Raw genomic sequence first — 11,324 nt, 5'->3', positions numbered from 1 at the left:
GAGGGTCCGCCCCGGACCCGGCCCGCTACTCCCAGCGGAAGAACCGTCCGGCCGCCGCGAGACCCGCGACCGCCCACACGGCGAGGATCCCGAGGCTGTCCCACGGCGTTCCGGCCCCGTGCTGGAGCACGTCCCGCAGGCCTTCCGACAGTGCGGAGATCGGCAGCAGGCCCAGCACGTCCTGCGCCGCGTCCGGGAACCTGTCCAGCGGTACGACCACCCCGCCGCCGACGAGCAGCAGCAGGAACACCAGGTTGGCGGCGGCGAGCGTCGCCTCGGCCCTGAGGGTGCCCGCCATCAGCAGGCCGAGCCCGGAGAAGGCGGCGGTGCCGAGGACCAGCAGCAGGAACACGGAGAAGGGGCCGCCCTGCGGGGACCAGCCGAGCGCGAGGGCGATCACCGTCACGAGGATCACCTGGAGGACCTCGGTGACCAGCACCGACAGCGTCTTCGCGGTCATCAGGCCCCAGCGCGGCAGCGGGGAGGAGGCCAGCCGCTTCAGCACGCCGTACCGGCGCTCGAAGCCGGTCGCGATCGCCTGCCCGGTGAACGCCGTCGACATCACCGCGAGCGCGAGGACGCCCGGGGCGAGGAAGTCCACCGCCTCGCCCTCACCGGTGTCCACGACGTCCACGGTGCTGAACAGCACCAGCAGCAGGGTGGGGATGATCACCGTCAGCAGCAGTTGCTCGCCGTTGCGCAGCAGCATCCTCGTCTCGAGCGCGGCCTGCGCGGCGATCATGCGGGCCAGGGGTGCCGCACCCGGTTTCGGTGAGTAGGTGCCGGTGGCCGTCACGAGCGCAACTCCTTGCCGGTGGGCTCCAGGCTGTGTCTTTCCGGGGGGCGACCCCCGGGCCCCCGGCCGGTTTCCGTCTGGGCCGGAATCATGAGCGCAACTCCTTGCCGGTGAGCTCCAGAAAGACGTCTTCGAGGGTGTGCCGTTCCACCGAGATCCGGTCCGGCATCACCCCGTGCTGCGCGCACCAGGACGTCACCGTGGCGAGCAGCTGCGGGTCGACCCGGCCGACGATCCGGTACGAGCCCGGGGCCACTTCGGCGCCCGAGGAGTCGGCGGGCAGCGCCTTCAGCAGGGACGCCACGTCCAGCCCCGGCCGTCCGGAGAAGCGGAGCGTGTTCTCGGCGCCGCCCCTGCACAGCTCCTCGGGGGAGCCCTGGGCGATCACCCGGCCGGCGTCGATGATCGCCACGTCGTCGGCGAGCTGCTCGGCCTCGTCCATGTGGTGGGTGGTGAGGATGACGGAGACGCCGTCCGCGCGCAGATCGCGGACCAGGTCCCAGGTGGCGCGGCGGGCCTGCGGGTCGAGGCCGGCGGTCGGCTCGTCCAGGAACACCAGCTCCGGGCGCCCCACCACGGCCATCGCGAGCGCGAGCCGCTGCTGCTGGCCGCCGGAGAGCCGCCGGTACGACGTACGGCCGCAGGAGCCGAGCCCGAGGCGCTCGATCAGCGCGTCCACGTCCAGCGGATGCGCGTGCAGCTTCGCCACGTGCCGGAGCATCTCGTCCGCCCGCGCGCCCGAGTAGACGCCGCCGGACTGGAGCATCACCCCGACGCGGGGCCGCAGCGCCGCGGACTGCTTCACCGGGTCGAGGCCCAGGACGCGCACCGTGCCGGAATCCGGCCGCCGGTACCCCTCACAGGTCTCGACCGTGGTCGTCTTGCCCGCCCCGTTGGGGCCGAGCACGGCGGTCACGCCCTGCCGGGCCACCAGGTCGAGGCCGTCCACCGCGGTCTTCGTGCCGTACCGCTTCACCAGGGCCTGCACCTGGACCACGGGCTCACTTCGCATGGGTCACGAGTCTAGGGAGACGGCCGGGGCCTCAGACCGCGGGGTGCTGGATCCCCTCCTCACGGGGGCGGTGCACCGGCAGCCAGCGTTCGGCGTAGGCCACCGCGTCCGCCACGGGGAACAGCCGCGCCTCGGCCGCCCCGACCCGGCCGCGCACGACGGGACGGTCCCGTTCGAAGTCGTGCCCCAGCTCGTCGAAGCGCTCGGAGGTGATCGACACCTCGACGACCGTCTCCCAGCCGTCCGGGCCGGGGCGGCCCACCTCGACGAGCGGGGACGGGACGCGGTACTCGGCGAGGTGGAAGCCGGTGCAGGTGTCGTACCCGGCGCCGAGCAGCAGCACCCGCGCGCCGAGCCGCTCCAGCGCGGCCAGCGGGCTCCGCTCGCCGAGGCGGCAGTCGGGCGCGTGCCCCGCCGTGATCTCCGCCGCGCGGGCGCCGACCGCCGCGAACGACGTCTGGGGGTGCGCGCTGCGCACCGCGCCCGGCCAGGTCCGTACGGTCTCCGGGATCACCCCGACCCCGCGCGAGGGGGTGGTCAGCGGGTCGTAGGCGGGCATGGTCGCCCGGACGGTCTCCCACCACTCCTCGGGCACCGGCGGTGCCTGCCACAGCGCCGGGTCGGAGAGGTCGCCGGACTGGGTGGGGACCACCAGCGTGCCGTTCGGACCCAGCGCGTCCAGCAGCGCCCGGACGACCGTGACCGGTCCGCCGTTGACCCAGCCCAGGGAGCTGAGCGAGGTGTGCGCGAGGAGGGTCTCACCGGGCCGCACACCGAGCTCGCGCAGCTGCGCGGTGAGGGTGTCGCGGGTGACAAGAGGGCCGGTCGGAGGGGGTGTGGGCATGGTCCGGGAGTGTCCCCGAAGCCGCCGCCGGGCGCCACCGTTTTGATCGATCAAAGATCGTTTCCGCAGGTCACGTTAGGTATGCCTAAGTGATGCAGCGCACCTTCGGGCCGTTCGGGCGCGGCTTGCCCGGCTCGGATGAATTACGCAACAATGGCGTTGTGAAAAACGTCGGCGAGGCTCCCCACGAGGAACTGGCAACCGGTGAGCGGTCCACCCGCAACCGTGTCGCCCGCTCCGTCCTGGACCACGGCCCGTCGACCGTCGCCGAGCTCGCCGAGCGGCTCGGGCTCACCCAGGCGGCCGTACGCCGGCACCTGGACGCGCTGGTCGCCGACAACGTCGTGGAGGCACGCGAGCGGCGCGTGTACGGCACGCGCACGCGCGGGCGCCCGGCCAAGGTGTTCGCCCTCACCGACTGCGGGCGGGACGCCTTCGACCAGTCGTACGACACACTGGCCGTGGACGCCCTGCGGTGGATCGGTGAGCGGGAGGGCGGCGACGAGGCGATCGCCGCGTTCGCCCGCGCCCGGATCGCCGCCCAGGCGGACGCGTACCGCAAGGCGGTCGAGGCCGCGGCCCCCGAGGACCGGACGGAAGCCCTGGCCAAGGCCCTCAGCGCGGACGGGTACGCTGCGACTGCGCGCAGCGCGCCGGTCGGTGAGCAGCTCTGCCAGCACCACTGCCCGGTCGCCCACGCCGCCGAGAAGTTTCCGCAGCTGTGCGAGGCCGAGACGGAATTTTTCGCCGAGCTCCTCGGTACGCATGTGCAGCGACTGGCCACCATCGCGCACGGCGACGGCGTCTGCACGACGTTCATCCCCAAGATTTCCCACCACGCATCTGAAAGCACGTCCGGGAGGAACCCCGCATGACTCTCCCCACGGAGACTGCCCACCCCGAGCTGGAGGGTCTGGGCAACTACGAATACGGCTGGGCCGACCGTGACGAGGCCGGTGCGTCGGCGCGCCGCGGCCTGAACGAGGAAGTCGTCCGGGACATCTCCGCGAAGAAGGACGAGCCGGAGTGGATGACCAAGCTCCGCCTCAAGGGCCTGCGCCTGTTCGAGAAGAAGCCCATGCCGAACTGGGGCTCCGACCTCTCCGGCATCGACTTCGACAACATCAAGTACTTCGTGCGGTCCACGGAGAAGCAGGCGGAGTCCTGGGAGGACCTGCCCGAGGACATCAAGAACACCTACGACAAGCTGGGCATCCCGGAGGCCGAGAAGAAGCGCCTCGTCGCCGGTGTCGCCGCCCAGTACGAGTCGGAGGTCGTCTACCACCAGATCCGCGAGGACCTGGAGCAGCAGGGCGTCATCTTCCTCGACACCGACACCGCCCTGAAGGAGCACCCGGAGCTCTTCAAGGAGTACTTCGGCACGGTCATCCCGGTCGGCGACAACAAGTTCGCGTCGCTGAACTCCGCGGTGTGGTCCGGCGGCTCCTTCATCTACGTCCCGCCGGGCGTGCACGTCGAGATCCCGCTCCAGGCCTACTTCCGGATCAACACCGAGAACATGGGCCAGTTCGAGCGGACCCTGATCATCGTCGACGAGGGTGCCTACGTGCACTACGTCGAGGGCTGCACCGCCCCGATCTACAAGTCGGACTCGCTGCACAGCGCGGTCGTCGAGATCATCGTCAAGAAGAACGCCCGCTGCCGCTACACGACCATCCAGAACTGGTCGAACAACGTCTACAACCTGGTCACCAAGCGCGCCGTGGCCTACGAGGGCGCGACCATGGAGTGGGTCGACGGCAACATCGGCTCCAAGGTGACGATGAAGTACCCGGCCGTCTACCTGATGGGCGAGCACGCCAAGGGCGAGACGCTGTCCATCGCCTTCGCCGGCGAGGGCCAGCACCAGGACGCGGGCGCCAAGATGGTCCACATGGCCCCGAACACCTCGTCCAACATCGTCTCCAAGTCGGTGGCGCGCGGCGGCGGCCGCACCTCCTACCGCGGTCTGATCGAGATCGGCGAGGGCGCCCCGGGCTCCAAGTCCAACGTGCTCTGCGACGCGCTGCTCGTCGACACCATCTCCCGCTCGGACACCTACCCCTACGTGGACGTCCGTGAGGACGACGTGTCCATGGGCCACGAGGCGACCGTCTCCAAGGTCTCCGAGGACCAGCTCTTCTACCTGATGAGCCGCGGTCTGAGCGAGTTCGAGGCGATGGCGATGATCGTGCGCGGCTTCGTCGAGCCGATCGCCAAGGAACTGCCGATGGAGTACGCGCTCGAGCTCAACCGGCTGATCGAGCTGCAGATGGAAGGCGCGGTCGGCTAGCACCACGCCGTTCCGTCAAGCCCCTTACGCAAAGGAAAGCGAGCACTACGACAGCCATGGCTGAGGCTCAGAACATCCCCGTGGGTTCCACCACCGCGGGCTCGATCGCGGTCGCCGCCGAGTCGACCGTCGCCACCCGCATGAGCGCGCCCCCGTCCTTCGACGTGGCGGACTTCCCCGTCCCCCACGGCCGCGAGGAGGAGTGGCGGTTCACCCCGCTGGAGCGGCTGCGCGGCCTGCACGACGGCACCGCCACCGCCACCGACGGGGGCGTCGAGGTCACCGTCGAGGCGCCCGAGGGCGTCACCGTCGAGACCGTCGGCCGCGACGACGCGCGGCTCGGCCGCGCCGGCACCCCGGTGGACCGCGTCGCCGCCCAGGCGTACTCCGCCTTCGAGCGGGCCTCGGTCGTGACCGTGCCGAAGGAGACCGTCCTCACCGAGCCGATCCGCATCGCGGTGCACGGCGAGGGCGGCACCGCCTACGCCCACCAGGTGGTCGAGCTCGGCGCCTTCGCCGAGGCCCTCGTGGTCATCGACCACACCGGTGACGCGGTGCTCGCCGCCAACGTCGAGTACGTGCTCGGCGACGGCGCCAAGCTGACCGTCGTCTCGGTCCAGGACTGGGACGACAAGGCGGTGCACGCCGCCCAGCACGACGCCCTCCTCGGCCGCGACGCCTCCTTCAAGTCGGTGATCGTCACCTTCGGCGGCGACCTCGTACGCCTCCACCCGCGCGTGACCTACGCCGGCCCCGGCGGCGAGGCCGAGCTGTACGGCCTGTACTTCACCGACGCCGGCCAGCACCAGGAGCACCGCCTCCTGGTCGACCACAACGTCCCGCACTGCACGTCGAACGTCGCCTACAAGGGCGCGCTCCAGGGCGACGACGCGCACGCCGTGTGGATCGGTGACGTGCTCATCGAGGCCAAGGCCGAGGGCACCGACACCTACGAGATGAACCGCAACCTGGTCCTCACCGACGGCGCCCGCGTCGACTCCGTGCCCAACCTGGAGATCGAGACCGGCGAGATCGTCGGCGCCGGCCACGCCTCCGCGACCGGCCGCTTCGACGACGAGCAGCTCTTCTACCTGATGGCCCGCGGCATCGCCGAGCAGGACGCCCGCCGTCTGGTGGTCCGCGGCTTCTTCGCCGAACTCGTCCAGCAGATCGGCGTCCCGGACATCGAGGAGCGTCTGATCGCCAAGATCGAGGAGGAGCTGGAGGCGGCGGTCGCATGACCTTCGTACGCGCCTGCGGGCTGAGCGAGCTGGAGGAGGACACCCCGAAACGGGTGGAGCTCGACGGCACGCCGGTCTCCATCGTGCAGACCGAGGGGGAGGTGTTCGCGATCCACGACATCTGCTCGCACGCGAACGTCTCCCTCGCGGAGGGCGAGGTGGACGACTGCCACATCGAGTGCTGGCTGCACGGCTCGCGTTTCGACCTCCGTTCCGGCAAGCCCGACGCCCTTCCGGCGACGCGCCCCGTCCCCGTATACCCCGTAAAGATCGAAGGGGACGACGTGCTCGTCTCCCTCACCCAGGAGTCCTGAGGCACCCATGGCAACGCTTGAAATCCGAGACCTGCACGTCACCGTCGAGGCCGACAACGCCACGAAGGAGATCCTCAAGGGCGTCGACCTCACCGTGAAGCAGGGCGAGACGCACGCCATCATGGGCCCCAACGGCTCGGGCAAGTCGACCCTCGCCTACGCGCTCGCCGGTCACCCCAAGTACACGATCTCCGGCGGCACCGTCACCCTCGACGGCGAGGACGTGCTGGAGATGTCCGTCGACGAGCGCGCCCGCGCCGGCGTGTTCCTCGCCATGCAGTACCCGGTCGAGGTCCCCGGCGTCTCGGTCTCCAACTTCCTGCGCACCTCCGCCACCGCCGTCCGCGGCGAGGCCCCCAAGCTGCGCACCTGGGTGAAGGAGGTCAAGGAGGCCATGGAGCGCCTCAACATGGACCCCGCCTTCGCCGAGCGCAACGTCAACGAGGGCTTCTCCGGCGGTGAGAAGAAGCGCCACGAGATCCTCCAGCTCGAGCTGCTCAAGCCGAGGATCGCGATCCTCGACGAGACCGACTCCGGTCTGGACGTCGACGCCCTGCGCATCGTCTCCGAGGGCGTCAACCGCGTCCGCGAGTCCGGCGAGGTCGGCACCCTGCTGATCACGCACTACACGCGCATCCTGCGCTACATCAAGCCCGACCACGTCCACGTGTTCGCCGGCGGCCGCATCGTCGAGTCCGGCGGCCCCGAGCTCGCGGACAAGCTGGAGAACGAGGGCTACGAGGCATACGTGAAGGGTGGCGCATCCGAGTGACACAGCTGCCGGGCCTCCTCGACACCGAGGCGATCCGCAAGGACTTCCCCATCCTGGACCGGCAGGTCCACGACGGGCGGAAGCTCGTGTACCTGGACAACGCGGCGACCTCGCAGAAGCCGCGCCAGGTGCTGGACGCCCTGAGCGAGTACTACGAGCGCTACAACGCCAACGTCCACCGCGGTGTGCATGTGCTCGCCGAGGAGGCCACGGCGCTGTACGAGGGCGCGCGCGACAAGGTCGCGGAGTTCGTCAACGCCCCCTCGCGCGACGAGGTGATCTTCACCAAGAACGCCTCCGAGTCGCTCAACCTCGTGGCCAACATGCTCGGCTGGGCCGACGAGCCCTACCGGGTGGACCACGAGACCGAGATCGTCATCACGGAGATGGAGCACCACTCCAACATCGTGCCGTGGCAGCTGCTCGCGCAGCGCACGGGCGCGAAGCTGAAGTGGTTCGGCCTCACCGACGACGGCCGGCTCGACCTGTCCAACATCGACGAGGTCATCACCGAGAAGACGAAGATCGTCTCCTTCGTGCTGGTCTCCAACATCCTGGGCACGGTCAACCCGGTCGAGGCGATCGTGCGCCGCGCCCAGGAGGTCGGCGCCCTGGTGTGCGTCGACGCCTCCCAGGCCGCGCCGCACATGCCGCTGGACGTCCAGGCCCTCCAGGCCGACTTCGTGGCCTTCACCGGCCACAAGATGTGCGGCCCGACCGGCATAGGCGTGCTCTGGGGCCGCCAGGAGCTGCTGGAGGACCTGCCCCCGTTCCTCGGCGGCGGCGAGATGATCGAGACCGTGTCGATGAGCTCGTCGACCTACGCGCCGGCCCCGCACAAGTTCGAGGCGGGCACCCCGCCGATCGCCCAGGCGGTCGGTCTCGGCGCGGCGATCGACTACCTGTCGGCCATCGGCATGGACAAGATCCTCGCCCACGAGCACGCCATCACCGAGTACGCGGTCAAGCGCCTGGCCGAGGTCCCGGACCTGCGCATCATCGGCCCCGCCACGGCCGAGGAGCGGGGCGCGGCGATCTCGTTCACGCTCGGCGACATCCACCCGCACGACGTGGGCCAGGTCCTCGACGAACAGGGCATCGCCGTCCGGGTCGGCCACCACTGCGCGCGCCCCGTCTGCCTGCGGTACGGAATTCCTGCGACCACGCGAGCGTCGTTCTATCTGTACTCCACGCCGGCCGAGATCGACGCACTGGTCGACGGCCTGGAGCACGTACGGAACTTCTTCGGATGAGGGGCTGAGGCGTGAAGCTGGACTCCATGTACCAGGACGTCATCCTGGACCACTACAAGAACCCGCACGGGCGTGGTCTGAGGGACGGCGACGCCGAGGTGCACCACGTCAACCCGACGTGCGGCGACGAGATCACGCTCCGCGTGAAGTACGACGGCACGACGATCAGCGACGTCAGCTACGAGGGGCAGGGCTGCTCCATCAGCCAGGCCTCCGCCTCCGTGCTGAACGACCTGCTGGTCGGCAAGGACCTGGCCGAGGCGCAGAAGATCCAGGAGACCTTCCTGGAACTGATGCAGTCCAAGGGGAAGATCGAGCCCGACGACGCGATGGAGGAGGTCCTGGAGGACGCGGTCGCGTTCGCCGGGGTCTCCAAGTACCCGGCCCGGGTGAAGTGCGCCCTCCTCAGCTGGATGGCGTGGAAGGACGCGACGGCCCAGGCGCTGGACGCCGACGCCGAAAGGACAACGGCATGAGCGAGACCGTGGAGATGAAGCCGGCCTCGGAGGAGGAGCTCCGCGAGGCCCTGATGGACGTCGTCGACCCCGAGCTGGGCATCGACGTCGTCAACCTGGGCCTGATCTACGGCATCCACGTCGACGACTCCAACGTGGCGACCGTCGACATGACCCTGACCTCCGCGGCCTGCCCGCTGACGGACGTCATCGAGGACCAGGCCAAGTCCGCCACGGACGGTCTGGTCAGCGAGCTGCGCATCAACTGGGTCTGGATGCCGCCGTGGGGCCCCGACAAGATCACGGACGACGGCCGTGAGCAGCTGCGGGCGCTGGGCTTCAACGTCTGAGCGAGCGGTTCGAGGAGTGGCCCCCGGCGCGAGGTGAAGCCGGGGGCCGCTTCGCGTGCGGCCGTCCCTGGCTACGATCGGCCGTCATGGGGTACGCACTGCTCGCCGGAGCCATCGCAGCGGAAGTGGTCGGGACGACCGCCATGAAGTACAGCGAGGGGTTCACCCGGCTGTGGCCCTCGGTCGTCACCGTCGCCGGGTACCTGGTGGCGTTCGCGCTGCTCGCGCAGACCCTGAAGACCCTGTCGGTCGGAACGGCGTACGCCATCTGGTCGGGGGTCGGGACGGCCGCCATCGCGGTGATCGGCACGATGTTCATGGGCGAGGGACTCACCCTCGCCAAGGCCGGCGGCATCGCGCTGATCATCGCCGGAGTGGTGGTGCTCAACCTGGGCGGGGCGCACTGACCGGTGCCGGCCGGCGGGGCGGGCCGCCCGCGCGGACCGCACGCCGAGACGGGGTCCGCACCGGTTCGCGTCCGCGGCCACCCGTTGGTTAGGTTGCCCTCATGACCGACACGACTGCTCACAGCACCTCCGGCGCGGTGGCCGCCGGCCTCGCCACCATCGCCGCCGACGGCACCGTTCTCGACACCTGGTTCCCCGCCCCCGCCCTGGCCGACCAGCCCGGCCCGTCCGGCACCGAGCGGCTCTCCGCCGAGCAGGCCGCGGAACTCCTGGGCGGCGGGGCCACCGCGGCGGTCGGCCCGGACGCCCGCCGGGGCGTCGAGGTGGTCGCGGTCCGCACGGTCATCTCGTCGCTGGCCGAGAAGCCGGTCGACGCGCACGACGTCTACCTGCGCCTGCACCTGCTCTCGCACCGCCTGGTCCGGCCGCACGGCCAGAACCTGGACGGCGTCTTCGGCCACCTCGCCAACGTCGCCTGGACCTCGCTGGGCCCGGTCGCCGTGGACGACCTCGAGAAGGTGCGGCTCAACGCCCGCGCCGAGGGCCTGCACCTGGCCGTGACGTCCGTCGACAAGTTCCCCCGCATGACGGACTACGTCGCCCCCAAGGGCGTCCGCATCGCCGACGCCGACCGGGTGCGGCTCGGCGCGCACCTCGCCGAGGGCACCACCGTCATGCACGAGGGCTTCGTCAACTTTAACGCCGGCACGCTCGGCACGTCGATGGTCGAGGGCCGCATCTCGGCCGGTGTCGTCATCGGCGACGGCTCCGACATCGGCGGCGGCGCCTCCACCATGGGCACCCTGTCCGGCGGCGGCAACGTGCGCATCACCATCGGCGAGCGCTGCCTGGTCGGCGCCGAGGCGGGCGTCGGCATCGCCCTCGGTGACGAGTGCGTGGTCGAGGCCGGCCTGTACGTCACCGCGGGTACCCGCGTCACCATGCCCGACGGTGAGATCGTCAAGGCCCGTGAACTGTCCGGCGCCTCCCACATCCTGTTCCGCCGCAACTCCGTCACCGGCACGGTCGAGGCCCGCCCGAACAACGCGGTCTGGGGCGGTCTGAACGAGATCCTGCACAGTCACAACTGAGCCGGCCGTCACCCCCGTACGCCCTCGTACGGGTTACTCCCCGTGTCTTCGGGGTCGTTTTGGCAGATGAACGGGTGGACACAGGGTCCGATCAGAAGCCGGGACGACTGACATACAGGAATGGGGACGAACGGGCGATGACGAACGAGTGGGTGTGGGGCGTGGTCCGCTGTGCGGTCGGAGTGATGGGAGTGGCGTCCGTGCTGATGCTGTGCGGCACACTGGCCAGTTCCGCACACGCGGACGAGACCAACACGGCCTCCCACAACGGTCACCGCGTCGGGCTGATCAACGCCAACGTCGGTCAGGTCGACGACCCCGCGGAGGACGTACTGGAACACACCCTGCTGTTCGGGGACGGGTACGCCTGGGACTGAGGGGGCGATCCGGCGGTCCGGACCGCGGCGCGTGAGAACGTGCCGCGCGGGCAGGACCAGTAGCCGGTCCGACCACAGGCCGGCCCCCGCAGCCGCCGCCGCGCCCAGGGCGAAAAGCA

14 protein-coding genes are annotated in these 11,324 nt (G+C 70.4%); 11 read left to right on the top strand and 3 right to left on the bottom strand.

Annotated features, from left to right (window positions below; all coding sequences use genetic code 11):
* Positions 1 to 25: 25 nt before the first annotated feature.
* The 3 genes from AB0A94_RS33340 to AB0A94_RS33330 form a co-directional block, all read right to left on the bottom strand.
* Positions 26 to 796 (bottom strand): ABC transporter permease, encoded by a 771-nt coding sequence (locus AB0A94_RS33340; RefSeq protein ID WP_361749983.1) that lies wholly within the window; start codon positions 794 to 796, stop codon positions 26 to 28.
* An 88-nt stretch (positions 797 to 884) separates the two neighbouring features.
* Positions 885 to 1,808, bottom strand: a complete 924-nt coding sequence (locus AB0A94_RS33335; RefSeq protein WP_361749981.1) for an ABC transporter ATP-binding protein — start codon at positions 1,806 to 1,808, stop codon at positions 885 to 887.
* 31 nt (positions 1,809 to 1,839) lie between these two features.
* Positions 1,840 to 2,652 carry an AAC(3) family N-acetyltransferase gene (locus AB0A94_RS33330; RefSeq protein ID WP_361749979.1) on the bottom strand — a complete coding sequence of 271 codons (813 nt, stop codon included), beginning with the start codon at positions 2,650 to 2,652 and terminating at the stop codon, positions 1,840 to 1,842.
* 161 nt (positions 2,653 to 2,813) lie between these two features.
* On the opposite strand from AB0A94_RS33330, the gene AB0A94_RS33325 reads away from it, so the two are divergent.
* From AB0A94_RS33325 to AB0A94_RS33275, 11 genes are all read left to right on the top strand, one after another.
* Positions 2,814 to 3,527 (top strand): ArsR family transcriptional regulator, encoded by a 714-nt coding sequence (locus AB0A94_RS33325; protein WP_361749977.1) that lies wholly within the window; start codon positions 2,814 to 2,816, stop codon positions 3,525 to 3,527.
* Positions 3,524 to 4,945: a Fe-S cluster assembly protein SufB gene (gene sufB / locus AB0A94_RS33320; RefSeq protein WP_361749975.1), complete on the top strand. Its 1,422-nt coding sequence runs from the start codon at positions 3,524 to 3,526 to the stop codon at positions 4,943 to 4,945. The genes AB0A94_RS33325 and sufB overlap by 4 nt, the downstream gene beginning before the upstream one ends.
* A gap of 56 nt (positions 4,946 to 5,001) precedes the next feature.
* Positions 5,002 to 6,186 (top strand): Fe-S cluster assembly protein SufD, encoded by a 1,185-nt coding sequence (gene sufD / locus AB0A94_RS33315; RefSeq protein WP_361749973.1) that lies wholly within the window; start codon positions 5,002 to 5,004, stop codon positions 6,184 to 6,186.
* The gene (locus AB0A94_RS33310; protein WP_344564054.1) at positions 6,183 to 6,500 is read left to right on the top strand and encodes a non-heme iron oxygenase ferredoxin subunit; all 318 of its coding nucleotides are present in this window, start codon (positions 6,183 to 6,185) and stop codon (positions 6,498 to 6,500) included. The genes sufD and AB0A94_RS33310 overlap by 4 nt, the downstream gene beginning before the upstream one ends.
* Before the next feature lie 7 nt (positions 6,501 to 6,507).
* Complete coding sequence (gene sufC / locus AB0A94_RS33305; protein WP_361749971.1) at positions 6,508 to 7,272, top strand: Fe-S cluster assembly ATPase SufC; 765 nt, start codon at positions 6,508 to 6,510, stop codon at positions 7,270 to 7,272.
* Positions 7,269 to 8,525: a cysteine desulfurase gene (locus AB0A94_RS33300; RefSeq protein ID WP_361749969.1), complete on the top strand. Its 1,257-nt coding sequence runs from the start codon at positions 7,269 to 7,271 to the stop codon at positions 8,523 to 8,525. The genes sufC and AB0A94_RS33300 overlap by 4 nt, the downstream gene beginning before the upstream one ends.
* 11 nt (positions 8,526 to 8,536) lie before the next feature.
* Complete coding sequence (gene sufU / locus AB0A94_RS33295; RefSeq protein WP_361749967.1) at positions 8,537 to 9,001, top strand: Fe-S cluster assembly sulfur transfer protein SufU; 465 nt, start codon at positions 8,537 to 8,539, stop codon at positions 8,999 to 9,001.
* A complete protein-coding gene (locus tag AB0A94_RS33290; RefSeq protein ID WP_004989638.1) occupies positions 8,998 to 9,330 on the top strand; it encodes a metal-sulfur cluster assembly factor in 333 nt (110 codons plus the stop codon). Before sufU ends, AB0A94_RS33290 begins: the two co-directional genes overlap by 4 nt.
* 86 nt (positions 9,331 to 9,416) lie before the next feature.
* A complete protein-coding gene (locus tag AB0A94_RS33285; RefSeq protein ID WP_361749965.1) occupies positions 9,417 to 9,737 on the top strand; it encodes a multidrug efflux SMR transporter in 321 nt (106 codons plus the stop codon).
* Between the two features lie 101 nt (positions 9,738 to 9,838).
* Entirely contained in the window at positions 9,839 to 10,828 is a 990-nt protein-coding gene (dapD, locus tag AB0A94_RS33280; protein ID WP_361749963.1) for a 2,3,4,5-tetrahydropyridine-2,6-dicarboxylate N-succinyltransferase, read from the top strand.
* Between the two features lie 137 nt (positions 10,829 to 10,965).
* A complete protein-coding gene (locus AB0A94_RS33275; protein ID WP_361749961.1) occupies positions 10,966 to 11,205 on the top strand; it encodes a hypothetical protein in 240 nt (79 codons plus the stop codon).
* Positions 11,206 to 11,324: the final 119 nt, after the last annotated feature.

Origin of the sequence: Streptomyces sp. NPDC044984, from assembly GCF_040646935.1 — a bacterium.
Lineage (GTDB): Bacteria > Actinomycetota > Actinomycetes > Streptomycetales > Streptomycetaceae > Streptomyces.
The sequence above is the reverse complement of the archived record's forward strand: the minus strand, read 5'-3'. Positions and strand labels throughout refer to the sequence as shown.